Origin of the sequence: Saccharobesus litoralis (assembly GCF_003063625.1) — a bacterium.
Taxonomy (GTDB): domain Bacteria; phylum Pseudomonadota; class Gammaproteobacteria; order Enterobacterales; family Alteromonadaceae; genus Saccharobesus; species Saccharobesus litoralis.
This window is the reverse complement of the sequence record NZ_CP026604.1, coordinates 1,326,308-1,351,892: the sequence shown is the minus strand read 5'-3', so window position 1 is coordinate 1,351,892 and position 25,585 is coordinate 1,326,308. Positions and strand designations below refer to the sequence as shown.

20 protein-coding genes are annotated in these 25,585 nt (G+C 42.8%); 12 read left to right on the top strand and 8 right to left on the bottom strand.

Features of this window, described 5'->3' with window-relative positions:
* The first annotated feature begins 123 nt into the window (after positions 1–123).
* The 5 genes from C2869_RS04720 (at position 124) to C2869_RS22565 (ending at position 7,784) form a co-directional block, all read left to right on the top strand.
* Positions 124–3,531 carry a PVC-type heme-binding CxxCH protein gene (locus C2869_RS04720; RefSeq protein WP_159084038.1) on the top strand — a complete coding sequence of 1,136 codons (3,408 nt, stop codon included), beginning with the start codon at positions 124–126 and terminating at the stop codon, positions 3,529–3,531.
* A 593-nt stretch (positions 3,532–4,124) separates the two neighbouring features.
* Complete coding sequence (locus tag C2869_RS04715; protein ID WP_108601856.1) at positions 4,125–4,949, top strand: 3-keto-disaccharide hydrolase; 825 nt, start codon at positions 4,125–4,127, stop codon at positions 4,947–4,949.
* A 12-nt stretch (positions 4,950–4,961) separates the two neighbouring features.
* A complete protein-coding gene (locus tag C2869_RS04710) occupies positions 4,962–5,675 on the top strand; it encodes a GDSL-type esterase/lipase family protein (protein ID WP_159084037.1) in 714 nt (237 codons plus the stop codon).
* Between the two features lie 133 nt (positions 5,676–5,808).
* Positions 5,809–7,248 carry a sensor domain-containing diguanylate cyclase gene (locus C2869_RS04705; protein ID WP_159084036.1) on the top strand — a complete coding sequence of 480 codons (1,440 nt, stop codon included), beginning with the start codon at positions 5,809–5,811 and terminating at the stop codon, positions 7,246–7,248.
* 365 nt (positions 7,249–7,613) lie between these two features.
* Positions 7,614–7,784: a hypothetical protein gene (locus tag C2869_RS22565; protein WP_199915628.1), complete on the top strand. Its 171-nt coding sequence runs from the start codon at positions 7,614–7,616 to the stop codon at positions 7,782–7,784.
* A gap of 267 nt (positions 7,785–8,051) precedes the next feature.
* Here the strand turns inward: C2869_RS22565 and pdxH are convergent, their stop codons facing one another.
* The 3 genes from pdxH to ubiU form a co-directional block, all read right to left on the bottom strand.
* Positions 8,052–8,690, bottom strand: coding sequence for a pyridoxamine 5'-phosphate oxidase (pdxH, locus tag C2869_RS04700; protein WP_108601853.1), 639 nt, complete (start codon positions 8,688–8,690; stop codon positions 8,052–8,054).
* Positions 8,691–8,798: 108 nt separating this feature from the next.
* Complete coding sequence (locus C2869_RS04695; protein WP_108601852.1) at positions 8,799–9,671, bottom strand: U32 family peptidase; 873 nt, start codon at positions 9,669–9,671, stop codon at positions 8,799–8,801.
* A gap of 18 nt (positions 9,672–9,689) precedes the next feature.
* Complete coding sequence (gene ubiU / locus C2869_RS04690; protein ID WP_108601851.1) at positions 9,690–10,685, bottom strand: ubiquinone anaerobic biosynthesis protein UbiU; 996 nt, start codon at positions 10,683–10,685, stop codon at positions 9,690–9,692.
* A 134-nt stretch (positions 10,686–10,819) separates the two neighbouring features.
* On the opposite strand from ubiU, the gene ubiT reads away from it, so the two are divergent.
* From ubiT to C2869_RS04655, 7 genes are all read left to right on the top strand, one after another.
* Complete coding sequence (ubiT, locus tag C2869_RS04685) at positions 10,820–11,377, top strand: ubiquinone anaerobic biosynthesis accessory factor UbiT (protein ID WP_108601850.1); 558 nt, start codon at positions 10,820–10,822, stop codon at positions 11,375–11,377.
* The gene (gene nrdG, locus C2869_RS04680) at positions 11,370–11,822 is read left to right on the top strand and encodes an anaerobic ribonucleoside-triphosphate reductase activating protein (protein WP_108601849.1); all 453 of its coding nucleotides are present in this window, start codon (positions 11,370–11,372) and stop codon (positions 11,820–11,822) included. Before ubiT ends, nrdG begins: the two co-directional genes overlap by 8 nt.
* 204 nt (positions 11,823–12,026) lie before the next feature.
* Complete coding sequence (gene nrdD, locus C2869_RS04675) at positions 12,027–13,841, top strand: anaerobic ribonucleoside-triphosphate reductase (RefSeq protein WP_108601848.1); 1,815 nt, start codon at positions 12,027–12,029, stop codon at positions 13,839–13,841.
* A 178-nt stretch (positions 13,842–14,019) separates the two neighbouring features.
* A complete protein-coding gene (gene thiS / locus C2869_RS04670; RefSeq protein WP_108601847.1) occupies positions 14,020–14,217 on the top strand; it encodes a sulfur carrier protein ThiS in 198 nt (65 codons plus the stop codon).
* Between the two features lie 8 nt (positions 14,218–14,225).
* Positions 14,226–15,035 carry a thiazole synthase gene (locus C2869_RS04665; protein ID WP_108601846.1) on the top strand — a complete coding sequence of 270 codons (810 nt, stop codon included), beginning with the start codon at positions 14,226–14,228 and terminating at the stop codon, positions 15,033–15,035.
* Between the two features lie 219 nt (positions 15,036–15,254).
* Entirely contained in the window at positions 15,255–16,388 is a 1,134-nt protein-coding gene (thiH, locus tag C2869_RS04660) for a 2-iminoacetate synthase ThiH (RefSeq protein ID WP_108601845.1), read from the top strand.
* A gap of 67 nt (positions 16,389–16,455) precedes the next feature.
* On the top strand, positions 16,456–16,719 hold the full coding sequence (locus C2869_RS04655; protein ID WP_108601844.1) for a hypothetical protein: 264 nt from the start codon (positions 16,456–16,458) through the stop codon (positions 16,717–16,719).
* A 471-nt stretch (positions 16,720–17,190) separates the two neighbouring features.
* On the opposite strand, the gene C2869_RS04645 is transcribed toward C2869_RS04655, so the two are convergent.
* From C2869_RS04645 to C2869_RS04625, 5 genes are all read right to left on the bottom strand, one after another.
* Positions 17,191–18,699 carry a DUF1501 domain-containing protein gene (locus C2869_RS04645; RefSeq protein WP_108601842.1) on the bottom strand — a complete coding sequence of 503 codons (1,509 nt, stop codon included), beginning with the start codon at positions 18,697–18,699 and terminating at the stop codon, positions 17,191–17,193.
* 57 nt (positions 18,700–18,756) lie between these two features.
* On the bottom strand, positions 18,757–22,005 hold the full coding sequence (locus C2869_RS04640; protein WP_108601841.1) for a DUF1553 domain-containing protein: 3,249 nt from the start codon (positions 22,003–22,005) through the stop codon (positions 18,757–18,759).
* A gap of 1 nt (position 22,006) precedes the next feature.
* Positions 22,007–23,215 carry an NHL repeat-containing protein gene (locus C2869_RS04635; protein ID WP_228710765.1) on the bottom strand — a complete coding sequence of 403 codons (1,209 nt, stop codon included), beginning with the start codon at positions 23,213–23,215 and terminating at the stop codon, positions 22,007–22,009.
* Between the two features lie 10 nt (positions 23,216–23,225).
* Positions 23,226–24,620, bottom strand: coding sequence for a c-type cytochrome domain-containing protein (locus C2869_RS04630; RefSeq protein WP_159084035.1), 1,395 nt, complete (start codon positions 24,618–24,620; stop codon positions 23,226–23,228).
* 429 nt (positions 24,621–25,049) lie between these two features.
* Complete coding sequence (locus C2869_RS04625) at positions 25,050–25,526, bottom strand: porin family protein (RefSeq protein ID WP_159084034.1); 477 nt, start codon at positions 25,524–25,526, stop codon at positions 25,050–25,052.
* Positions 25,527–25,585: the final 59 nt, after the last annotated feature.

The window sequence follows — 25,585 nt, the reverse complement described above, 5'->3', positions numbered from 1 at the left end:
GTTCAGCTATTTTTAACAACGCCGATTTTCTTTTATTAAAAACCGATAATTATCTATCTTTAATTAGCAATGCTTTTTAGGATTGTTAACATTGTTGGCGACTTGTTGTAAATGAAAAAAGGTATGAATAATAAAGTTAATATTGGGTGTTTTCGCTCAACTTTAATGTTAAACATGGTTGCATTGCTTGGATGTTTATTAACGAGTGGTGTGGCTTACGCCGAGTTTGATAAAGATAAGCTGCAAAGTCGCCTGAATAGTTTAAGTTTACCCACAGGATTAAAAGCCTCTTTATGGACAGAGAGTCAATTAACCGAAAACCCCGCTTACTTTAGCTTTGATAGCCAAGGTCGCATGTTGCTTACTGAACTAGCCCGACCCATGAAAGGTACGGATGATATTCGGCATTATTCGTTAGCTATGGCGATAGATGATGTATCAATTGAAACACTTGACGATCGTCTTGCCATGTATCAACGCTATGCAGATAAAATTCCTATGTCGCATTACACTCAAGCGACCGATCAAATTCGTTTATTACAAGACACTAATAATGATGGTATTGCTGATAAGAGCCATATTTATGCAACGGGTTTTAATGACGTTTTAGATGGCTTAGGTGCGGGCGTCATTGAGCGTGATGGCGACGTGTATTACACCAATATTCCTCATTTATGGAAACTGACTGACAAAGATCAAGATGGGATAGCTGACGAGCGCGAGTCTCTGCAAAGCGGTTTTGGTACCCGAGTTAGCTTTATGGGGCACGACATGCATGGCCTTGCTTGGGGACCAGATGGTCGTTTGTATTGGTCGCTGGGTGATCGCGGCTATTCTTTTACCACCAAAGAAGGTAAAAAATATCATGCGCCTAACTATGGCGCCGTATTTAGATCAAACCCAGATGGCTCTAACCTTGAAGTTTTTTATACCGGCCTGCGCAACCCGCAAGAGTTGGTGTTTGATGAGTTTGGTAATTTATTTACCGCGGATAACGACGGTGATCATGGTGACATTGAAAGGGTTAATTTTTTAATTGAGGGCGGTGATTCAGGTTGGCACGCCGGTCATCAGAGCATAATGAGCTTTACCCGAAAATTTGGATTGCGTGCCTCTAAGTATGTCGGGCAAACAATGGGGCCTGTCGCTTGGTTAGCGCTTGATATGTCGCGCCCGCGTAATGACAATCAGCCAGCCTTTATGTTACCCAGCATTGGCGCGTTATACACAGGGCCGTCAGGGTTTGCTTACAATCCGAGTAATTATTTAGGTGAAGAATGGCGCAATAGCTTTTTTATTGCGCATTTTGTCGGTTCGATCGGCGGTGGGTATATCACCACATTTAAACTTGAGCCTAACGGCGCTTCATTTTTAATGAAAGACCGCAAAGAAATGTTGCGTGGTATTAACTTGGTCGACGTTGATTTTGGTCCTGACGGCCGTTTTTATTTGTCGGAATTTAATTGGGGCGGTTGGCAACCTGAAAATGAAGGTGCCATTCATGTAATTGAGCCTCAACAGTTAAGTAGCGAGCAACGAACAAAACAAAACCGTTATCAAACCTTACTTACGCAAGATTATGCTGATAAATCATTTAAGCAGCTAATTGCACTATTGAATGAAGATCATCAGCATATTCGCCAGCGTGCTCAGTTTGCTATGGCTAAACGTGGGCATTTGGCACAACCTTATTTTCAAGATCTCGCCTTGGACACTAACCAGCCGTTATTTACCCGGATCCATGCTATTTGGGGGTTAAGTCAGCTAGTATGGCAACACAATATGGTTAAACAAGATTTAGGCGTATTGTTGCCTTTATTGAATGATCAGCAGGAACAAGTTCGCATTCAAGTCGCACGGGTGTTAGGTGATCATAGGGCTGATTTTGCTTTTGACGGTTTACGCAATGCGTTGGACGATACGCATAATCGAGTGGCTATGTATGCAGCCATAGGTTTAGGGTGGATTGGTGATCAACGAGCGGTGGCTAATGTTATCGATAAACTGCTTGATGTAGAAGAAGAGGATTTGTGGTTACGTCACGCTTTGGTGATGGCGTTGGCCGGTATAGATAAGCAACATTGGTTGGCGTTTAAAAACCATGATTCACAGCATGTAAGAATGGCAGTGTTATTGGCGCTGCGTCAAACAAAAGCACCAGAGCTAGTTGGCTTTTTACAGGACAAAAATCAACGCATTGTTAATGAAGCTATTTATGCGATTGATGATCTGCAAATAACACCATTGCGTTCTCAAATGGCGGCATTACTTACACCTACCAAGCCGACCAATAGCAAAAGTGATGTTTTTGCTCACCATAGGTTAATTAATGCTAACTACAATGAAGGTAAAATAGCCAATGCTAAGCGCCTGCTAGCTTATGCTGCGACTAAAGAGCTACCGGAAAATTTAGCGGCAGATGCCTTGGGTGCTATTGAAGGTTGGCAGGATGTTAACCCGATTGATCATGTGGTGGGCTTTAAATCTCAAGCGAACAGCCTGCGACCTGATATTACAGCGTTAGTTCATGAGTACTTGGCCGATATTTTGGCTAATACCACTGGTAAAGCTCAAGTGCAGGCCATGCGTATGGCGGGTCATTTTAATTATGATATTGCGCCTAATTTACTAATGGCAATTGCTGAAGATCCGTTGGCTAATGAAGACATTCGTGTACAAGCCTTAACGCTATTAAGTCAGTCATTGCCGCAACAAGCTGTTGGCTTAGCCAAAACAGTATTACCTGAAACTAAGCTCAATTTACAATCTACAGCCATTAAAGTGCTACTTGAGCATGATACTGAAAATGGCATTCAACAGGCGTTGGCTCTAATTGCCTCAGGCAAGCAAACTTCACAAAAAGCGGCGCTAACTCAACTACATGGTATTAAGCATTCAAGCGTGACAAATATGTTGTTGAAGCTATTGGCGAAATTAAATGATGATGTATTGCCAACGGGGATCGCACTTGAAGTCATTGAAACAGCGCAGGCCAGTACTGATCCTCAAGTGTTAAGTGAACTACAGCGTTATCATACTAAGCTAAGCCAGCTACCCATTGAGCAGCAATATGCCAGCACACTCGAAGGGGGAATTGCTCAACAAGGACGCGATATTTTCTTTAGTGGCAGTGGTCAGTGTAGTCGTTGTCATCGAGTGAACTGGCAAGGTGGAAAAATGGGACCTGATTTGTCTAGCGTTGGCCTTGCCCACAATGAGCAGTATTTATTACGAGCGTTGGTCGACCCTAGTGCAGATACCGCGGTAGGTTTTGGCTCGATTACTTTAGAGAAGCATAATGGCGATGTGATCAGTGGTGTTTATTGGGGGGAAGACAGCGACAGCATTAAAGTTAAAGTTGGCCATGAAGATACCAAAACGCATCTAAAATCGACGCTCAAGAATATCCAGCGTCCAATATCAGGTATGCCTCCTATGAATTATATGCTGACTAAGCGCCAACTGCGTGATGTGATGGCGTTCTTAAAAACGTTAAAACGTCCCGTTAAGAAAAAGGCCAAAGGCCACTAAAATTGATAGAAAACTAGTGCTGTTTCAATTTAATTTTGATTAGTTGAAAACATTGGTGATCACTTTCACACTGAGCGTAGTTCGTCGAGATCACTATAAACCAAGGCAGTCGAAGTGTCGGTAAATTAGAAAGTAATAAGACTTCGACAAGCTCAGCCTGAAGTTGTTTATTTAATCTAAATATGGCTAAAAACATCACTAGTGATAGTAAATTATGCGAGTGATTCAACTGATCATTTCTTTCTGGAAACAGTACTAGTACCTTTTCAATTTAATTTTGATTAGTTGAAAACATTGGTGATCACTTTCACACTGAGCGCGAAGCAGTCGAAGTGTCGGTAAATTAGAAAGTAATAAGACTTCGACAAGCTCAGCCTGAAGTTGTTTATTTAATCTAAATATGGCTAAAAACATCACTAGTGATAGTAAATTATGCGAGTGATTCAACTGATTATTTCGTTCTGGAAAAAGTACTAGGGCAGTTGGAATAGCTATTTTTGATAAACACGACTTTTCGACCTCACGTAGGATGAAGGCCGGATGGTCTATTAGGATTGAACTGTAAAATTAACTCTGTTGAGGTTATTAAAATAATGAAGAAAACCAACCTTACTCTTTTTAGTTGCATACTGGCTTTGGGATTAACCGCTTGCAGTCAAAACGACACCACAGCTGTCACTGCGGGCACAACAGAACAGTGGCAGCCGCTATTTAATGGCGAAGACTTATCCAATTGGACAGTTAAATTTGCAGGCTTTCCTGTTGGCGAAAACTATAAAAATACCTTTCGAGTGGAAAATGGTTTATTAAGTGTCAACTTTGATCAGCATGAATCGTTTAATGGTGAGTTTGGCCACTTGTTTACTAACCAAAGCTTTTCTCATTATCGACTGCGAGCGACTTATCGCTTTGTCGGTGAACAGCTTAAAAAGAGTGATGACTATCGCCAAGGTATTGGTTGGGCGTATCGTAACAATGGTTTTATGTTACACAGCCAAGATCCAAAAACCATGGAGCTTGATCAATCTTTTCCTGCCAGTATTGAGGCTCAGCTGTTAGGCGGTGATGGCACTAATCAACGTAATACATTGAACGTATGTACGCCAGACTCACATGTCGTGATCAACAATAAGTTAGTCAAAGATCACTGTATCAAATCTGTCTCTAAAACCTATCATGGTGATCAATGGGTCGATGTGGAAATTGAAGTGCGCGGTAGTGAAGTGATCCGCCATATTATTGATGGAGAAGTCGTGTTCGAGTATGGTCAAATTCAATTAGATGAAAAGTCCCTCGATAAATATAAAACCATGTATGGTGGCAAAATGATGAGTGCTGGCCATATTGCTATTCAAGCAGAAACCCATCCTACCCAGTTCAAGCGCATTGATATTTTACCGCTTGACCCTAAAGCTTAAGTGATCACGAAAGTGCGAGAGCCACAACAAGAGTCAAAACAAGAACTACAGCAAGAACAACATCCAGCCATAGTTCCCGCACAGCAAACGGATGAATGGGCTGTGCCTTGGTGGCTGCCACGCCATCAAGCTAAGTTGCATGCTAAGCAGATCCAAGGCCAAATTGATTTGCTGTTTTTGGGTGATTCCATCACCCAAGCATGGGAAGACCGCGGTGCTGCCGTTTGGCAAAAGTATTACCAGCCGCGGCACGCATTCAATTTAGGTTTTTCTGGCGATCGTACCGAGAATGTATTGTGGCGCATAGAACACGGTGAGTTAGACAATATAGCGCCCAAGCTATTGGTATTAATGATAGGCTCTAATAATACCGGACATCGCATGGACCCTGCCGAGCAAACCGCTAAAGGTATCGAGCTGATTATTCAAGCCATTCAAGCTAAGCTAGCCAATTCTCGCATATTATTACTGGGCTTGTTACCGCGCGAAGCGTCGCCGGATGATCCTATGCGACTTCGCAATAACGAAATTAATAAGCTGATCAAGCCACTAGCTAACCAACAAAATCTCTTTTGGCTAGACATTGGCGAACTCTTTTTAGATGAGCAAGGCGTTATTCAACCAGACGTGATGTCTGACGGTTTACACCCTAATCAAGCTATGTATCTTGAAATGGCTTTAGCGCTAGAGCCGACTATAAAGCACTTGTTGGACGATACGTTATAAAGCCTTTAATTTGAGTGGTTATGCGGTGTAAACCATCATGTGAATGTTTACGCGCCATAGCGGTGACTTTCTTTTTGTTCCTGAGTTAAAAATTCTATATGCTAAGCACAACAGGGTTATTGTTGTTGATCAAATGAATAGTAAAAACAGGGCGTTGGGCTTAGTCTCATTTATCTTATTTATTGGCTTTATTACTGTCAGTACCATTAGTTATTGGTCCGCGCGGCAATCTTTATCTGAGCAGATAGTATCTGAAGTGGTGCCTTTAACTGGCATTAGCATTTACTCAAAGATTAAAGAAAAGCTCATGGCGCCAATTCATATATCTTCGTTAATGGCGCAAGATACCTTTGTCCATGATTGGGTTAAAAACGGTGAAGCTGATCCTGATAAAATGCAGCGATATTTACGTGAAATTAAACAACGCAATGGCGCAATTACCAGTTTTTTTGTTTCAGATAAAACCCTAAATTACTACCACCCTAACGGCATATTACGTCGTGTTTCAGCTAATGATCCGCAAGATCATTGGTACTTTGCGGTTCGACAAAGTCAGCAAGATTACATTGTAAATATCGACATAGATACCCGAGATTTACAATCACTCACTGTGTTTATTAATTATAAAGTGTTAGATACCCATGGTGAGTATTTGGGCGCCATTGGCATTGGTTTGTCTGTCCATTCAGTCAAGCAATTACTCGACAGTCATAACCCGCATCAGCAGTTTTTTATCTTTTTTACCGATAAGCAAGGCAAGGCTATGCTGCAAGGCGAAAGCCCTCGACCGATTTTATCATTAACGGATATTAAAGGTTTGTCACAGCCTCAAGCGCAAACTTTGCTTGGTGCGCCAAACAGCACAGCAAGTTTTCAACAAGGCACACGCACCACGCATGTTAACAGTCGCTTTATTCAAGAACTGGGTTGGTATTTGATGATAAGTCATACTGAACAACCCTGGGATAATCGAATTGTGCGGCCGTTAATGGTTAATTTATTTATTGGTTTGTGTATCTCTGTGTTGGTGATTATGGTGGTGTTTTATACGTTAAGACGCTATCAGAGTGAGTTAGAGCGAACCGCGATAACCGATAAATTAACCAATGTGGCTAATCGTCATGGCTTCGACATGATCATTCAGCAAAGCAAAAAACAACTGCGAGACAAGCAGCCCTGTTCCATTATCTTATTTGATTTAGATAACTTTAAACAAATAAACGATACTTATACGCATATGGCGGGGGACTTAGTTATCCTTGATGCCGTTGACGTAGTGCGTAGTGTTTTTGGCTCAACAGAAAGTTTGATCCGCTGGGGCGGTGAGGAGTTTTTGTTAGTATTACCTGGACATGATGCACGCAAAGCTCAGCAATTAGCAGAACGATTGCGCTATAAAATGGCTGAACGCATCAGCTATTTTGAAACTCAACCTATTCAATTTACCGCGAGTTTTGGCGTTGCACAGTGGCAAACTCAAGAGTCAGTTAATCAATTGCTATACCGAGTTGATAAAGCCTTGTATCAAGCAAAGCAATTGGGTAAAGATCAAGTGCAAGTAGCGGGTTATTAAGCTGGAGCCAGTGTAACGATTTCAGCTCTTGTTAAATAAAACCTTTGTGGGCTCTTTTATCCAAACCGAGCCTGCAAACAACTCTTTTTTTGTGGGCGAGCATTTATGCTTGTTGAGCCTGCAAACAACCCTTTTTTTGTGGGTTAGCATTTATGCTTGTTGAGCCTGCAAACAACCTTTTTTTGTGGGTTAGCATTTATGCTTGCAGAGCCTGCAAACAACTCTTCTTTGTGGGTGAACATTTATGCTTGTTGAGCCTGAAAACCCAACCCTGAGCAGAAATTTTCCTAAGGGGAAATTTGACAAACTAAATATGTGCATATATTTTGTATATACAAAGTATATCTAATTAGTTGTTGGGTTGTATGAAAAAGGAGCGTAAAAAAGCGAGCAAAAAGGACAGTCAGTTGATCATTCGCATAAATGGCGACGAGCGAGATGAATTTGTCTCCTTGTGTGAAGAACTCGACACCAGTGCAGCTCGTGAGATCCGCCGTTTTATACGTGATTTTATCAAGCAACATAACAATGAATAGATAATCGAATTAACGGGTGATATACACCGTTAATAGTGCATCCTGTTGTGATGTCTGTTAATTAATCAAAAAAGGTCTAAAACCATGGCTAATAAAGTAAAAGCACTTAAGAAAGAAATTAAAGCACGTAAAGCGAAAGTAGCTAAGCAGCAAGCTAAAATCAAAAAGCTGAAAAAGGCAGTTAAAAAAGCGAAATAATTGTCGTTTATTGCAAACGAAGTTAACTTTCTTATGCCTTTAAACCCCGCCCTAAGCGGGGTTTTGTGATCATGGGGCTAACCTTTCAATAGACCATGCATGGTCAGATTGTCGACGATACACTAGCCTATCATGTAAACGATCGTTCCCTCCTTGCCAAAACTCAAAACGAATAGGGGTAACACAATAGCCGCCCCAATGAGCGGGTAGTGGGATCTTACCGTCTTTAAATTTTTGCTTCATTTGTTCATATTGTTGTATTAAAACCTCACGTGATTGGAGCACTCGGCTCTGTTCAGAAGCCCATGCACTGAGTTGGCTATTGCGTGGTCGAGTTAAAAAATAGTGTAACACTTGTGTTGTGCTTAACCGATTGGCGACACCCTGAACTCGTACTTGGCGATCTTGTTGAAGCCAAGCAAAATGTAAACAAACTTGGTTATTTACGCTGATATCTTTGGCTTTACTACTGGCGAGATTGGTATAAAACACCAAGCCTTTTTGATCTATGCCTTTTAGTAATACAGTACGTGAGCTTGGCATGCCTTGCTCATCGACTGTTGATAAAGTCATAGCGGATGCATCGACTATTTGTGCTGCTTGCGCTTGATCTAACCAACTCAATAGTTGAGGTAATGGATCTTTATTAGCTTGCTCAAGATCTAAATTAGCATACCTATATTCGCGGCGTTGGTTTGCTAAATCCATAGGATCACCTTAGGTGTCATTTATTGATAGCGCGCAGTATAAAAACCTCAATGACAATGTTAATTGATATAGATTAACTGGCGCTACAAAAGCCTATTTAGCCTGTCTTTAAACTGAGTGCATACCCGCAATATTGTGCCAATAACCATTGGTTTGTTGTTTACTTAATGGCTGCTTAACCGGCGAGGCTTCTTGTGCGATAAAGTTTTGCAGAATATCGAACGTGTTTTCCGCTTGCGGGCTGATGCGAATAATATCGATTAAATCATCAACATCTACCAAATCATTAATTAAGTTGCTGCATTTTCCGGCTTGAGTTTGAATACCGTTAAGTACAAACAATTGCTGGCCATCTTGGCTATAAGTCGGTCGCCCTTGCGGATAGTTAATACAGCACAATTCACAATCATCTTTGGCGCGGTTTTCTGATCTGGCGGTGAAACAGCGGGCTGAGAATGCTAATGGCAAATGACCATAGGCAAACAATTCCACTTCAAAATCTTGATTATGATAAAGCTCGGCATACTCATTTAGCAAAGTGGTGATCCAGTCGCGACTCAGCTCAGCAGGGATCACCCAACGCATCATGCCTGAACTACGCAGCTGTTTGAGGCTACGCGCATTATAAATATTAATCGGCTGACCACAGACAAAAGGCACACCGTTTTCACTCAACAGTTGCACAGCACTAATATCATTGGCTTCAACTAAAAACTCACCATTATCGCAATAACGTTTTAATACATTAACTTCAGACGGCGCTTCTAATAATGTCATGGTGGATAGCACTACTTGTTTACCTACCGCCGCTAGCTGTTGGGCGACATCAAGCCAATCTTTGTATTTAAGTTCACGACGTTTGCTACAAACACTTTCGCCTAAATAAATAATGTCAGCCGGGCTTTGCGCGGCTTGTTGATAAAAGTCTTCGATTGTTGTTTTTGGCCAATAATATTGAATGGCGCCAAGGGAATATTGCATAGGTTTTTCTCCATCTAATTATTGCCAATTTCTGTGATAAGCGCCCAGCGTGGTTTGGCTGCCTTCCGATAACTGGGCTAACTTGGTATTCCAGCTTTGCTCGACTTCAAAATCACTCGGGTTTTGCAAACAGGCGTCTATCGCTTGGCGCCATACTTGGGTGACTTGGGCAACATAAGCTGGGCTGCGTTGTCGCCCTTCGATTTTGACTGCGCTAATGCCGGTGTTAATTAGCTCCGGCAATAATTGCAAGGTGTTAAGACTGGTTGGTTCTTCAAGCGCATGGTAGGTATGGCTGCCAACATCGAACCTGCCTTTGCATAGGGTGGGGTAGCCAGCGTTTTCATCCGGCGCATAACGGTCGATCATCACGTCGTTAAGAAGAGATTCTAAATATCGCCCGTCTTCTTGCCATCTTACATATTTGGCGGGGGAACATGCACCAGCTGTATTGGGGCTTTCGCCAGTCATATAGCTAGATAAATAACAGCGTCCTTCTGCCATAATACACAAGCTGCCATAAGCAAAGACTTCAAGCTCCACCTTGGTTGTGCGCGCCAGCTGTTTTACTTGATGTATCGACAATACGCGCGGCAATACCGCGCGCTTAATACCAAAGTTATTTTGATAAAACTGAATACCTTGTGCTGTGGTTGCCGACGCTTGCACCGATAAGTGCAACTCGATATCAGGATAGCGATTGGCTGCATAATCTAACACACCTATGTCAGCTAGTATCAGCACATTGGCGCCGATATCGACGGCATGATCAACCGCGTATTGCCAGCGCTTAAACTGGCCTGGGTGAGCAAAAGTGTTAATGGCAATATGTAACAGTTTATTTTGCTGTTGGATTAATTGGGCGGCTTGGCCGATGGTTTTATTGTCAAAATTTAAGCCGGAAAAATGTCTGGCGTTGGTGTCGTCTTTTAAGCCGATATAGATAGCATCAGCACCCTGCTTTAAGGCTGATTTTACCGCTGGCAGGCTACCAGCGGGGCTCAATAATTGCATAATTGATCCACATCATGATGAAGGAATGAATCGCAGTATAAAAGCCTAGAAGCAGGGTTTCGTTGATTTAGATTAAAGGTGCGGGCTATTAGCTTCTTATACTGATTTACAAATTTTTAACCCATAAGACTCACATGACCCAATTATTTTCTCAGTTAAACCGTCTAGCACCCGCTAATGTTGTAGTACCTAAACTCCTCGCTTTTAGTCAGCAAATATTGCCACAACGTTTAATGGATAGCGTGTTGGCTGAGATGTTTAACCAAGTCTTTGCTGAACCATTAAACAATGGAGAGTTAAATTTTTTGCAAGGCAAATGGCTAGGCTTAAAAATGCTCGATATTCCATTGCATGTGCAGATCTCTGTTACACCATCAGCCAATAAGCGAAAAGATCAGAAAGCCAAGATCACCTGTCGGCGACCAGGTACGGCTAATGCTAGAGACAGTAAAGAGGCTGACGTCACCATTAGTGGTCAACATAAAGCCTTTGTCTTAATGGCAGCGCAACAGTGTGATCCCGATACCTTATTTTTTCGACGCCAATTGCAGATCACGGGTGATACAGATTTTGGCTTGGCTTTGAAAAACTTCTTAGATGCGTTTGATCGCGATGTGTTAGCCAAACCATTAAATCAATTTATCGACTTTTATGCTGAGCTGCATGTGTCGCAAGGGGTAAGTCATGTTTAATTACTTAACACCACAAGTGGTATTGCAAGAAGTGCCAGGTGAAGTGTCGTTATTGTTCACTATCACCGGCTGCGCACTAAAGTGCGAAGGTTGCCATAGCCCAGAGATCCACGACCCCAATTATGGTCAACCATTAACAGAAGCAGATTACATTAAATGGTTAGATAAGTACCAAGCCTTGATCAGTTGTGTGGTGTTTTTTGGCGGTGAGTGGCAAAGTGATCAACTCATTATTTGCTTGAGTATTGCTAAAAAGCGTGGGCTTAAGACGTGTTTGTATACAGGTAAAGATAAGTTGAGCAAACCTATATTGGCTCAATTAGATTATGTTAAATATGGACGGTGGCAGCCCAAATTGGGAGGCCTAGACAAAGCCACCACTAACCAAAGGTTTGTTAACGTACACACGGGAGAGCTGCTCAATGCCAAGTTTCAAACACACTAGGCAGTAAACACAATTTCTTTGATTTAAACCAACAAAAATAGGCTTGTAAAGTATTTATAAAAACGGCTTGATTTGCGTCAATTGAGATCTCTTCTCAACTGGAATTAATACTATATGTGGTGCTTAATACTGCTCCAAGACACAAGATATAGTGTCACCGGTTGCTCGACGAATTACTTAATTGCAGATAGGAACAAGAATAAAATGCAGCACTTATCCGATAGCCTAGTTCAACATAAAGTCCAATTTATAGATAACTATATTCATGCCAGTAACGCCGCCGATGGCTCGAAATATGATGCCAATGCCAACGTCAGTTGTAAGAACTTAGCGACGTTAGAAAATGAGTTAAACAAGGACATTAATATAGCGGTTAATCGCCAGTTATTAACCGCAAAAATTCGCGAACTTTTCGGTGACGAGCTAGCCCAGCAGTACTTGGCGGACTTAGATTCTCATCTGTTATATTGCCATGATGAAAGTTCATTAAAACCGTATTGCGTAAGCCTAACCTTGTATCCTTTGTTATTAGATGGCCTAGTTAAACTTGGTGGTGAATCTAAAGCGCCTCAACATCTGGAATCATTTTGTGGGGCTTTTATCAATCTAGTGTTTGCGGTTAGCGCCCAGTTTGCTGGTGCAGTCGCGACGGTTGAGTTTTTGTGCTACTTCGATTATTTCGCCCGCAAAGACTATGGTGACGATTACTTAACAACCCATAAAACTACCATTGAAGCGCATTTACAGCATGTGGTGTATAGCTTAAATCAACCAGCGGCGGCACGCGGTTATCAATCTGTATTTTGGAATATCAGTATTTTCTCGCGAGAGTTTGGTCAAGCCATGTTCGAGAACTTTGTGTTTCCTGAGGCCGCGACATCTGATGATCCACAGTTACATCAACCAAACTGGGATAGCATAGATCGCTTACAGTGCTTCTTTATGAACTGGTTTAACGAAGAACGCAATAAAGCATTATTGACCTATCCTGTAGTCACTGCGGCTATGCTTACTAATGATGGTGAGCCGTCTGATCTCGATTTCGCCAATTTCTGCGCTCAACAAAACGCTAACGGCAATAGCTTCTTTGTGTATATGTCGGATAACCCAGATTCATTAGCTTCCTGCTGCCGCTTACGTAATGAAATTAATGACAATACCTTCTCTTATACCTTGGGTGCTGGTGGAGTCGCGACGGGTTCGATTAATGTCATGACCCTAAATATTAATCGTTTAGTGCAAGAGGGCGGAGACTTACAAAAACAAGTCGACAATATTCATAAGTACCAAGTGGCTTATCGCAAAATTTTAGAAGACTATCAAGACAATGGCTTAATGCCAGTATATGACGCAGGTTTTATTCATCTCGATAAGCAGTTTTTGACCATAGGCATCAACGGCATGGTCGAAGCGGCAGAGTCGCAAGGGCTAAGAGCCGGTAACAATCCAGACTATGTTGAGTTTGTTACCAACCAACTTAAAGTGATCTTTGATGCCAACCGCGCAGCGAGTAAAGAATGGGGCTATAAGTTTAATACCGAGTTTGTACCGGCCGAAAACCTTGGAGTCAAAAACGCTAAATGGGATCGACAACAAGGTTTAGAAGTAACCCGCGATTGCTATAACTCGTACTTTTATGCGGTCGAAGATAACGACGTAAACCTACTCGATAAGTTTATTTTGCATGGTAAAGCGTTAAATCAATTTTTAGATGGCGGCTCGGCGCTACACTTAAATTTGGAAGAATATCCAGATCAAGAACAATACCTAAAGTTGTATAGAATTGCTGCGAAAACCGGCTGCAACTATTGGACAACCAACGTCAAGATCACCTTATGTAATGACTGTGGCTATATTGATAAACATACCCGTCATAGCTGCCAGCAATGCGGCTCAACCAAGATAGACTGGGCGACGCGTATTATTGGCTACTTGAAAAAAGTATCCAGCTTTAGCTCACCACGCCAAACCGAACACGGCTTACGTCATTATCATAAACAACCGAGAAAAGTGGCTTAGGTAAAGAGCATTTTTTCAGTAGGAAGGTAATAAAGACCTTCACCCTGAGCGTAGTTCGTCGAGCTCACCATAAACCAAGGCAGTCGAAGGGAAAGAGTTGTTTTATAACACTTTCCCTTCGACTGTTGCTTGACCAAGACCAGTGTTGTAATCGCCAAAAAATAAATAGGTAAACCCAATGATCGCAATTCAATTAAACGGTCAATCCCAACAAGTAACCAAGCCTGATCTTGCAGCTTTGATTGCACAATTGCCCAATAACAAGGGCTTAGCCGTCGCGGTTAACTTTGAAGTGATCCCGCAAAATATGTGGCCCGAATTTACCTTACAAGCCGGCGATAAAGTCGACGTATTTCAAGCGATTGCGGGAGGTTAAGCCAAATTATGCTACTTAAAATAGGCGATGTTGAATTTAACTCGCGTTTATTAATGGGTACTGGCAAATTTGCAAGCACAGAGCTAATGCGTTTGGCCATTAGGGCGTCCGAAACCGAAATGGCGACATTGGCGCTAAAACGGGTAGATGTTGGGCGAGTTGGTATTGATCCAGTGACTAACGGCCAAGATGATATTTTAACCTCACTGCAAGATACAGGTGTGCGTTTACTGCCAAATACCTCTGGCGCAACCAATGCTAAAGAAGCTATTTATGCTGCGCATTTGGCACATGAGGCCTTTGGTACCCGCTGGGTAAAATTAGAGATCCATCCCGATCCGCGCTATTTAATGCCAGATCCGCTTGAAACCTTAAAAGCCGCACAAGTCCTATGCGAGCAAGGTTTTACCGTACTGCCCTATGTTCATGCTGATCCGGTATTGTGTAAGCAATTGGAAGAAGCCGGTTGCGCGGTAGTTATGCCGCTAGCCGCACCGATTGGCTCTAATCAAGGTCTGCAAACCGCAGCATTTTTACGCATTATTATTGAGCAAGCTAATGTCCCAGTCATAGTCGATGCCGGACTCGGCACGCCATCGCATGCTGCACAAGCAATGGAAATGGGCGCCGATGCCATATTGGTCAATACCGCTATTTCGGTCGCACATGATCCTGTCGCCATGGCTAAAGCATTTGCCTATGCCGTACGAGCCGGACGCTTAGCCTATCAAGCCGGCATGGCTAATAAAACATTTGAAGCCCAAGCAAGTAGTCCGCTAACTGAGTTTTTGCAGGCACAAGAACAAGCAATAATGTAGGCGCTTTAAACGAACCTCGATCTGCAATTTTGATTAGTTGAAACAAGGCTAGCTATTTTTATAGGTTCGACGCTCGCGTCGTATTTTAAGGTTTTGACGAAGCAGCAGCTTCGACCTACAAGGGATTCAATTGATCATATCTTTATTGAAAAGGTTATAGCTTTGCTATTCGAATAATAAATCCTTTTCCATAAATACAATAATAAAGCGAGCTAACGCGTGGCAGAATCTTTTTACCAAACCAGTCAATTAATTAACTGGCAACAACTCAATCAGCAAATCCTTGCGACCAAAAAAGCTGATATTGAATCGATCATTGTGCAAGCCAAATCTGGTTTGGGTTTATCGCTTGATCAATTCGCAGCACTTATCTCACCCGCTGCCCAAGCTTATTTGCCGCAAATGGCCCAAGTTAGCCAGCAATTAACCCAACAACGATTTGGCAAAACTATCCAGTTGTATATTCCTTTATACCTATCTAACTGGTGCAGCAATGTTTGTACCTATTGCGGCTTTTCTGCCAATAATAAAGTTAGGCGTAATGCCTTAACGCCGGAGCAAATTTTAGCTGAAGCCAAAGCCATTCTTGCCAAGGGATACCAGCATATATTGTTAGTAACGGGCGAAATGCTTAAAAAGGTCGATACTGATTATTTGTGTGCCGCAGTAAAGCAGCTAAGGCCCTTGTTTAAACATATTAGCTTGGAAGTACAGCCGATGTCGGTTGCCGATTATCAGCGTTTAAAACAAGCCGGGGTCGATGCTGTATTGGTGTATCAAGAAACTTACGATCCCAATACATACCAAAACTACCACTTAAAAGGCCAAAAGGCCGATTATCAACATAGGTTAAAAACCGCTGAAAGGTTAGGCCAAGCCGGAATGGATAAAATTGGTTTAGGTATATTACTTGGCTTAAGGGATTGGCGAGCCGATAGTTTGGTACTTGCTCAGCACCTTGCGTACTTGCAAAAACACTACTGGCGCAGCCGCTATTCGCTATCCTTTCCACGTTTAAGACCAGCATTAGGTGAAATCTCGATTCAAAATAAGGTAAGCGAACGCGACTTATTACAGCTGGTTTGCGCCTTACGATTGATGTTCCCACAAGTCGAGCTATCCCTCTCTACTCGCGAGCGCGCCGCATTTCGCGATCTACTGATCCCACTCGGAATCACCACAATGTCAGCCGAATCCAGCACCCAACCCGGTGGCTACGCCGAACAATCCGCACAAGAGTTAAGCCAGTTTGATATTGATGATAACCGCAATACTCCTGCTATCTGCGAGGCTATTGCCCAACAAGGTTATCAAGCCGTGATGCAAGATTGGCAGGCGGAGTATAATCGCTAATGATCTTGGTAGGGTGCTGTGAGTTCCACGAACCGCACCTCTTAAAACTTGTGTTTAAAGGGGGATAATGTTTTACGTTTACTGTAATGTGGTATCACCAGTCATTACAATTGGAGCGAATATTACTTTGGATGTTGCTCCTCATCCTTATGTTAAAATAGGTGCGGGTACAGTTGCAATTACAAACTATGGTGCAACGCAGTGCTTTTGTGATGCTTCTGACGCTTCGACAGTAAGTGGTGCATTAGCTATTCGTTATCCACAATTTGGTGTGGTTGATTCAGCAGTTAACGCCAGTGAATTAATTATAAACTTAACTTCAGAAGATTAGTTTAATGTTGTCAAGTCATAAAAAGTTTAGCAAGCCTATTTATACGTTAATATTTTGGCTTTCTATCGGGTTTACTGTTTCATTGTTTCTTCTTGTAATATTTTTTCACCATTTAGGAATGATAAATGATCAACAAAAGTTGCTATATTTTGCAATAATTATTGCGCAGAACTTTCTTTTGGAGTTGATATTCGCTTTGATAGTAAAAGAAGTTTCCAGCCTTGAAGGTGTCATTAAAAAATCAGAAAACGCTATCTACTTTAATTTGAGGTTATGTATCTCTGTATTAGGTGTTTTGGTCGGAGTATTTTTAGCGTTAAATAGGATATAGCTGTACGAGATGATTATAAGTCAACACCACCTGTTTATGGTGAAACCATTGTCGTCAACAACTAAAAATGTGAAGCCCAAATTCAACGAACCACACCATTTTTCTTGTTAAAAAAGCGGTGTGGTATTTCATTCCAAACTTTACGCCAATATCCCTTTCACCACATGGCCATGGACATCGGTTAATCTAAAGCGGCGGCCTTGGTATTTAAAGGTTAGGCGCTCGTGATCAATACCCATTAAATGCATTATAGTGGCTTGTAAGTCGTGCACATGCACGGGATCTTTGGTGATGTTGTAGGCGAAATCATCGGTTTCACCATAGCTGATACCCGGCTTAACGCCGCCACCAGCCATCCACATGGTAAACGCATTTGGATGATGATCACGGCCGTATTTCTTCTCATGGAATTTACCTTGGCAATAGCTAGTACGGCCAAACTCGCCACCCCAAACGACTAAGGTATCATCTAGCAAGCCACGTTGTTTAAGATCGGTGACTAGTGCAGCTGCTGCTTGGTCGGTTTCACGACACATTTGTTTTATACCACCTGGTAATCCGGCATGGTGATCCCAACCACGATGGAATAGTTGAGTAAACTTAACGTTACGTTCGGCTAAACGGCGGGCTAGCAAGCAGTTTGCGGCGAATGTACCCGGTGTGCGCGAATCTGGGCCATACATATCAAATACCCAATCTGGCTCATCCGAGAAGTCGGTCACTTCTGGTACTGAGGTTTGCATACGTTCGGCCATGGCGTATTGGGCAATACGTGAATGAATTTCATCATCCATGGTTTTAGCATGCTGAATACCATGCAGTTTGGTTAGATAACTAAGCATTTCACGGCGATCATAACGGCTCATACCCGGCGGGTTATTAACGAATAGTACCGGATCTTTACCCGAGCGGAACTGTACGCCTTGATGGATTGACGGTAAGAAGCCATTACCCCATAAACGCGCAAAGACTGGTTGACCTTTAATTTGGTTGGTCAGTAATACAATAAATGGCGGCAGGTTGTTGTTGTTACTGCCTAAGCCATAACTTAACCAAGCACCTAGGCTTGGGCGACCAGCAATTGGGAAGCCGGTTAGCATAAAGGTGGCGGCTGGATCATGGTTGATCGCGTCGGTGTGCACCGATTTTATAAAACAGATATCGTCGGCGATATTGGCGGTGTGTGGCAATAGCTCACTGACCCAAGCGCCGGATTCACCGTGCTGCTTAAAGTCAAAGATTGATTTAACCAAAGGCAGTGAAGTTTGATCGGCTGTCATACTGGTTAACGTGGTATCGCCTTTTACTTCGCTTGGGATCTCTTGCCCGTGCATTTTGTTAAGCATGGGTTTGTAGTCGAACAATTCCATTTGCGATGGACCACCGCTTTGGAACAAGTAGATCATGCGTTTGGCTTTGGCAGGGAAATGCGGTTGTCCCATTACTCCGTTTAAGCTGGTATCTGGGCTAATGTCAGGAGCAAGGTCTAACTTGTCATCCGGCAATATTATTTTACTAGCATCGGCGTAACTTAAACCTGGGATGCTGGCGAGTGCTCCGGCGCCACCGGCTACCGATGCGCCTTTTAAAAACTGACGACGACTTATTGGGTTTTCCGGCGTTTTTAATAATTGATCTAGGGTTTTCATAATGATTCCTTAGCGCTTTACTTATGTTCGCTCAACATATTCGCTTAACATGTTCGATTAACGCTTAATAACCGTTGCGTCGTGGTTCATCACTAGGTTGGCGACTGTGCTGAGTGCAGCCAAACTATGTTTATCAAGTTGCTTTGAGCTTGGCTTTTCACCGACTGTGAGTAGCTCGTCAGCCTGCTCTGGTGCCTTCTGGAATTTATCCGCGAAGGTTTTATACATATCTTGCATCAGGCTTAATTCGTGTTCGTCTGGGAACTTACTGGTTAAGCGGCGGTACAAATTCACCAAGCGTTGGTCGCCATCTTGTGTTTCTGTCATGACACGCTCGGCCAAAATTCGCCCAGCTTCCACATACTGCGGATCATTCATCAGGGTTAATGCTTGTAATGGCGTATTGGTTGATTGACGTGTACCCACACTGTATGAACGAGTGGGTGTATCAAAGTTATGCATGCTGGGTGGTGGCGCATTACGCTTCCAAATTGTGTATAAACTGCGGCGGTATAAATCGTCACCTGTGCTTTGCTGATATTTACCACGGTTCATTACCCATAAGCCTTCAGGCTGATAGGGGTAAACACTTTTGCCACCGAGCTTTTCAACCAGCAAGCCACTGGCTGCAAGCACATTGTCACGCAACATTTCTGCGGTTAAACGGTTACTTGGCCCGCGAGCGTATAAGGTATTTTCCGGATCGGCTTCGAGCTTCAGCTCGCTAGCAATTGAGCTTTGGCGATAGGTTGCTGACATCGCGATGGTTTTAACTATGTGCTTAATATCCCAACCTGAATCGATAAACTCGCGACTTAGCCAATCTAAAGCGTCAGGGTGGGTAGGCAATTGGCCTTGGCTACCAAAGTCTTCTGGCGTACGCACAATACCTGTACCCATTAGCATCATCCAATAGCGGTTACTGACTACACGAGCTAACAAAGGATGTTGTGGATCGGTTAGCCATTTAGCTAAACCAATGCGGTTTTTCGGTAGATTTGGATCAAACGGGAACACAGCCTCTGGCACCCCTGCTTCTACTTGTTCACCATAGTTGTTGTATAAACCGCGTTCAAGAATATAAGTTGGGCGCTGTTCGGCTAATTCCTGCATGATCATGATCTCAGGAATGTCTTCATTGGCCGCGTTATATTGGTTACGCACATCCGTTAGTTTGTCCAAAGCTTGGACATACTGCTTGTTTACGCGTTGGTTGTAGTAGGCTAACCATTGCGATTCACTTGCAACATCACCAACTGAAAAGTCTTTACCTAAGGCTTGATTAGCATTGGCTAATATTTCAACTTGAGTTAAGTCGGTTGACCACACTTTTAAGTCATCAACTAATGTTAGTGCTGCGCCTCGTGAACGCCAGCGTGCACCAACTTTAAGTGTTACTACTAAGCCGAGTTCGTCTTTTGGACGATGGCGAATATCTTTGTAAAGGTTGTCGCGTTCGACATTCATGGCCACAGGTTGGCCGTCTACATATAGGGTTACACCATCAGCTTTCGACGAACCATTATAGGTAAGGGCGACATGTTGCCAAACGTCGGTTGTAACTGGCTGTTGAGAGCGCAAGGCAATGGCATTGTATGGATAAGTATGAGCTAATCGTACTACCCAATGGTTGTCTTCCACGGTGACATCAAAGCCTTTGTAGTTATACAAAATCGATGATTTATTAAAGTGGAATAATACGCCATCGGTTAAATCGGCAGGGAACTTAGCTTTAATCGCCACGGTAAAGGGGGTTGCGCGATTAAAGTGATCCATGGATGGGAAGAATAAAGCGTCATCACCGTTAACCTCAATGGCCTCATTACCTTGGTCGGTTTTCACTACCAAAGCTGGGCCGTCTTTTTGGTATTTACTGGAGCTAAACAAGACTTTACCTGTTTGCTTTTTATCTAAGGCATTGTGAATGGTTTTGGTACTGTCTTTTTGGCTAAATGGGTAATGTGCTATTAGCACATCGTTAGCGAAAAGATCTGCCTTAGCTTTGTTTTTTAACCAATTCGTGAAACCCGATTGGCTCTTGCTAGCGACAACCTCTAGCGCGCTTTCTTGGTTCTCGACTTGTTGTTTAAGTTTTGTGACTTTGGCCTTTTGCTCGTCATTCGGCAACAACATAGTCGGCACTGGCATATCGCCCGCATCCCAAGAGATCTGCCCTGATTCGTCAATATTGTTGAACATGGCGAAGGTTTGGTAGTAGTGCTTGGCTGGAATATCATCGTACTTATGATCATGACATTGCGCGCAGTGCATGGTTAAACCAAGTAAACCTGTACCAACGGCTTGAACCCTGTCTTTTACGTACTCAACGCGGAATTCTTCGTTAACGATCCCGCCCTCGTTATTTTGAGTATGCATACGGTTGAAAGCGGTGGCGAGTAGCTGTTCGTCACTAGGGGTCGGTAATAAATCGCCAGCTAACTGCCAAGTAATAAACTCATCAAACGGTTTATTTTCGTTAAACGCTTTAATTACCCAGTCGCGGTATGGCGAAACATCGCGATACGGATCAGTTGCGTAACCATGGGTATCGGCATAACGCGCGACATCGAGCCATTCCGATGCCATACGTTCGCCGTAAGCTGGTTTAGCCAGTAAACGGTCAACGAGTTTTTCGTAAGCATCGGCACTGTTATCGGCAAGGAAACTATCGATTTCTTCCAACGTTGGCGGTAAACCCGTGATATCAAACGTTACGCGGCGAATAAGGGTTTCTTTATCCGCTTCAGCATTTGGCTTAAGTTGTTTATCTTCAACCTTTTTACTTTCTATTTTATGAAGAATGAAATTATCGATGGGGTTAACTGGCCAATCTTGTTGCGCTACTTCTGGTAAGTTTGGTGTTTCTGGACTGATAAACGACCAATGTTTTTTGTACTCAGCGCCTTGATTGATCCAGCGCTTGATTAAGGCTTTATCGCGATCCGACAAACGTAAATTTGAGTTTGATGGCGGCATCATTATGCCCGGATCATCAGTTAATATGCGTTGTAACGCTTCACTGGCATCGGCATCACCCGGTACTATGGCGAAGTTACCCGAGTCGAGTTTGTGGGTTGTGGCTTTTTCAAAGGTATTTAGGCTTAAACCCGCTTTGGCATTGGCGGTGTCTGGGCCATGACATAAAAAGCAACTGTCGGATAAAATCGGCTTAATATGGAAGTTATAGTCCACCACTTCAGGCAGATTATATTTAGCGACATCGGGATCGACTTTGTCACCACAGGCACTTAAGCCTAATCCGGCTAAGCCTGCCAGTAGCAGGCGCGATAAGGTATTGGTTGGCATGTTAGATACGCTCCAACTTTATTGGATAAGTTTCATTGGCATTCCATTGGCCGACATAAAGGTTTTCTTCATCGTCGACACAAACGGCATGGCAGTGGTTAAACACATCCCAAGTGGTATGCATGGGCTGTAACTTGCCGTTTTTATAGATGGGCTCAGTGCCACCCGGGTTGGATACCACTTTGTTGTTTTTATCGAGCACAGTAATAAAGCCCGAATTGGCACGACGTTTACCATCAACGACCGACCAGCAAACTGGGATATAGGCATAGTCGCCTTTAAAGATTGGGCCACCAACAAAAGCGCCCGGGGTTTGTAAAGTACTGCGATAGCTACCATCCATACCGAATAGTTTAAGTTCGTTAGCTGCGCGTGAACTGACAATTAAATGCGGATCAGCCGGATTACGCAGATCAACACCTATGCCGTGGGTATTTTTAAGGTTATAGCTGCTGTTGTTGTTTTCACGGCCACCCCAGTGGCGAATGTATCTGCCGTTGTTATCGTATTGCAGCACTCGGTCTGAACCGTAGCCGTCGGTGATATACAGATCACCATTTGGTGCAATCGCGACGTCTGTGGGGTTAAAGTCTTCTTCTGGTGTGTACACACCTATGGTTTGCGGATGGCCTATGGTGTAAATCAAGCGTCCTTCAATGGTTAATTTAGCCACAAAGCCAGTTTGTTTACGCATTTTGCCTTTACGGCCTTTGCCATCCCAATGGCGATTTAATACCCAGCCACAATCAACGATATAAATAAAATCTTCGCCGTTTTCGTTGACCACTTTTACCGAATGAGCACCGGGGAATTGCGTACCCCACGCGTCAATTAACTTGCCGCTTTTATCGTAGATGATGAAATTATTAACGCCATTGTCGGTCACCATAACGATGCGACCTTTGGAGTCGAAAGCTAAACCATGGCAGCTTTCGACTGGTACTTTGGCAGGATCGAGGTCACCCCAAAAGTAGTTCACTTTGTAGCGAAAATCGCCATGACCCACAATTTTGCCATGCGCGTTACGCAAAGCTTGTGGTGTTGGTTGTTTGGGTGGCTGATGTGCGAAAGCTTGGTTACTCGTGCCACCCACGCCAGCGAGTAATAACATTGAACTGAGTGCCGCCGAATTCTTTAAGAAACTGCGTTTATCTGGATTAATCAATTCGCTGTTGTTGTTTTGTTTTGTAATTTCAAATTCCGTGGTCATGATCTGTCTCTTAAGATTTGGTCTTATTGTTCTTTTTTATTTGTTTCGTTTTGGCTTCTTTCTGTTTTTGCGCAGCTAATACGTCTTGGGTTGCCTTGGTGAAATCGTTCAACTTGGTTGATAACCCTAAAATACTTAAGTCAGGGCGAGCTTGTTGCAGTTGGCTAATAGCTTGGGCACTGACTTGAGTCTGGCCTAAATAAACACGCTGCAATGTTGGAAAGGCTTGCAGATATTCGATCGCCGTATCGTCGACTTGACTGGCGAATAGGTTAAGGTGTTGAAGGTTAGGCAAGCTAGCGATGGCTTTTAACGCTGCACTGCTGACTTGCGTTTTATCCAGTCGCAAACGCATTAACGCTTGTAATTGGTTTAGTTTGGCGAATTGTTCTAGCGTAATTTGTGAATTAACCAAGTTCAAATAGGCGATATGATCTTTGGCATCGACTAACGTTTGTACAGCTTGGTCGGAGATGGCTTTGTAGTTTGACGAATAATCGACATCTAGGTAGTTGATTTTGTCGGCGACGGTTTTTACTAAGAAACCTTGCTGCTGTAAGGCCACAATCACTTGATTTGGAGCATGGTCTTTTTGCGGTAACGGCCAATCATTATCTGCGGCTAAACCAAGAATTTTGGCGAGTATCTTGCGATCAGACTTGTCGATATCTGCGGTAACAATATTACCTGTTAACGGCGCGCCGGCTTTAATCCACCAGGCGATGGCTTTAACTTGGGTATCAGTTAGTGGTGTTTTACCTTCAGCAGGCATAAACTTTTTATTTTGCTGATCCATAGTGATACGTTTATACAGCTCACTATTAGCAATTTGCCCATCACCCAGTGTGCTGGCCGTTTTACCACCTTGCTGTATCCCATCAATATTAGCCAGATTTAACTTACCTTTGGCTTTAGCATCGTTATGACAACTGACACAGTTTTGTTTGAAAATAGGTGCGATCACATCGGCATAAATTTCAGCTTGCTCGATTGAGGTAATAGGCGGACGTTCACCTTGGTGTGGCTCAAAGCCTGCTAACACTCTGACAAAATTAGGCGCATGCTCAACAAGGTAAGTTTCGCCATGCGTCATATTGGCACCATAGTGACCTGTGGCAAAAAGCAGTAATAGTTGTACGCCTGATGCACCAAGCGTCACAAGTTTGCTACGGTTACCCACTACAAAGAAGACAAGGGTTGCAACTATCGCGATAACCGCAGTCGAGATACCAAAGGCCTTGTGAATAAAGATGGCTTCGTCACTGTAGCCACCACCAAGTGATAATAGGTAACCCAGAATACAAGCACTAATGGCAGAAACAGCTCCCCACAACCAAATCCAATTGAGAAGTGAGGAACGCTGTCTTTTACTAAAGACAAGATGCACCTCCATTAGTGCGGCCATTAGCAAAATACCAATGGGGATATGCAAAATTAAGACGTGAAAACGCCCAAAAAACTGAATTAGGTCCATGGCTAAAAAGTCATTTGTTAACAATATGTGTATCATAAACAAATAAATTTGACTTTTACATATATGAATGTGATGTTTGTATGTAAATATTTGTGTATTTTTTAATTATTATTGTTGCTTTATGTGAAACGAATTATGAAGGAGGCATAAAGTTTATAGATTATTTGGCTAGTATTAGGTGCGAACAGACGAATGGAAGTGAGAGGTTTAGTGAGATAGGGCGAGGTTGTGTTTGTATGACTTGCACTAAAAATTTAAAATTAATTTAAGAAGGTTGCAGTGGGGCAAAAAAGTGAGGGAAGTATTTTAAGCGGCTTTAAAGAAGCCCAGAGTAGGGCTTCTTAATAATCATTAGCTCAATTAGAACTTGTAACCAATCGATAATGTAAGCGCAGATACATCAGTATCGTCCGCATCCATCATGATATATTCTAAACCAGCGTAAGCCTTTTCGTTGAATGAGTACTGACCACCAATACCATAATATAAATCTGTACCATCAACGCTGCCACCGTTACCTTCTGCTTCCCATGAACCAAAACCTAGGCGTGCATTGATGCTTGCTACGTCAGATACTGCGTGAGAGAATTTTGCGCCTAAAGTTAAGGTAGAGAAATCAATTTTAGTGTCATCCATTTCACCAGATGTGTAACTTAATTCACCAGAAATAGTTTCTGAAAACTCGTAACTACCACGTAGACCTAACATAGTTGCAGAATCAGAGAATCCATCTTGATCGAAATCAGTCTTGCTAATTAATAATTCCCCTGAGAAGCCTTGAGCAAAAGAAGTTGCTGCGAAAGTGCTTAATAACAAAGCAATAGCCGTTTTTTTCATAGTTATATTCCTTAAATATATTTTCTTTATCTGTTGGTCTCTATTCATTAGAGCCCAGC

Bases quoted from the DNA above. Each gene is read 5' to 3' on its own strand.
- C2869_RS04705 (WP_159084036.1), top strand. From the start codon at position 5,809: ATGAATAGTAAAAACAGGGCGTTGGGCTTAGTCTCATTTATCTTATTT.
- thiS (WP_108601847.1), top strand. From the start codon at position 14,020: ATGATCGCAATTCAATTAAACGGTCAATCCCAACAAGTAACCAAGCCT.
- ubiT (WP_108601850.1), top strand. From the start codon at position 10,820: ATGACCCAATTATTTTCTCAGTTAAACCGTCTAGCACCCGCTAATGTT.
- C2869_RS04715 (WP_108601856.1), top strand. From the start codon at position 4,125: ATGAAGAAAACCAACCTTACTCTTTTTAGTTGCATACTGGCTTTGGGA.
- C2869_RS04665 (WP_108601846.1), top strand. From the start codon at position 14,226: ATGCTACTTAAAATAGGCGATGTTGAATTTAACTCGCGTTTATTAATG.
- C2869_RS04625 (WP_159084034.1), bottom strand. From the start codon at position 25,526: ATGAAAAAAACGGCTATTGCTTTGTTATTAAGCACTTTCGCAGCAACT.
- C2869_RS04630 (WP_159084035.1), bottom strand. From the start codon at position 24,620: ATGGCCGCACTAATGGAGGTGCATCTTGTCTTTAGTAAAAGACAGCGT.
- C2869_RS22565 (WP_199915628.1), top strand. From the start codon at position 7,614: ATGAAAAAGGAGCGTAAAAAAGCGAGCAAAAAGGACAGTCAGTTGATC.
- C2869_RS04635 (WP_228710765.1), bottom strand. From the start codon at position 23,215: ATGACCACGGAATTTGAAATTACAAAACAAAACAACAACAGCGAATTG.
- ubiU (WP_108601851.1), bottom strand. From the start codon at position 10,685: ATGCAATTATTGAGCCCCGCTGGTAGCCTGCCAGCGGTAAAATCAGCC.
- C2869_RS04695 (WP_108601852.1), bottom strand. From the start codon at position 9,671: ATGCAATATTCCCTTGGCGCCATTCAATATTATTGGCCAAAAACAACA.
- C2869_RS04655 (WP_108601844.1), top strand. From the start codon at position 16,456: ATGTTTTACGTTTACTGTAATGTGGTATCACCAGTCATTACAATTGGA.
- nrdG (WP_108601849.1), top strand. From the start codon at position 11,370: ATGTTTAATTACTTAACACCACAAGTGGTATTGCAAGAAGTGCCAGGT.
- pdxH (WP_108601853.1), bottom strand. From the start codon at position 8,690: ATGGATTTAGCAAACCAACGCCGCGAATATAGGTATGCTAATTTAGAT.
- C2869_RS04645 (WP_108601842.1), bottom strand. From the start codon at position 18,699: ATGAAAACCCTAGATCAATTATTAAAAACGCCGGAAAACCCAATAAGT.
- C2869_RS04720 (WP_159084038.1), top strand. From the start codon at position 124: ATGAATAATAAAGTTAATATTGGGTGTTTTCGCTCAACTTTAATGTTA.
- nrdD (WP_108601848.1), top strand. From the start codon at position 12,027: ATGCAGCACTTATCCGATAGCCTAGTTCAACATAAAGTCCAATTTATA.
- C2869_RS04640 (WP_108601841.1), bottom strand. From the start codon at position 22,005: ATGCCAACCAATACCTTATCGCGCCTGCTACTGGCAGGCTTAGCCGGA.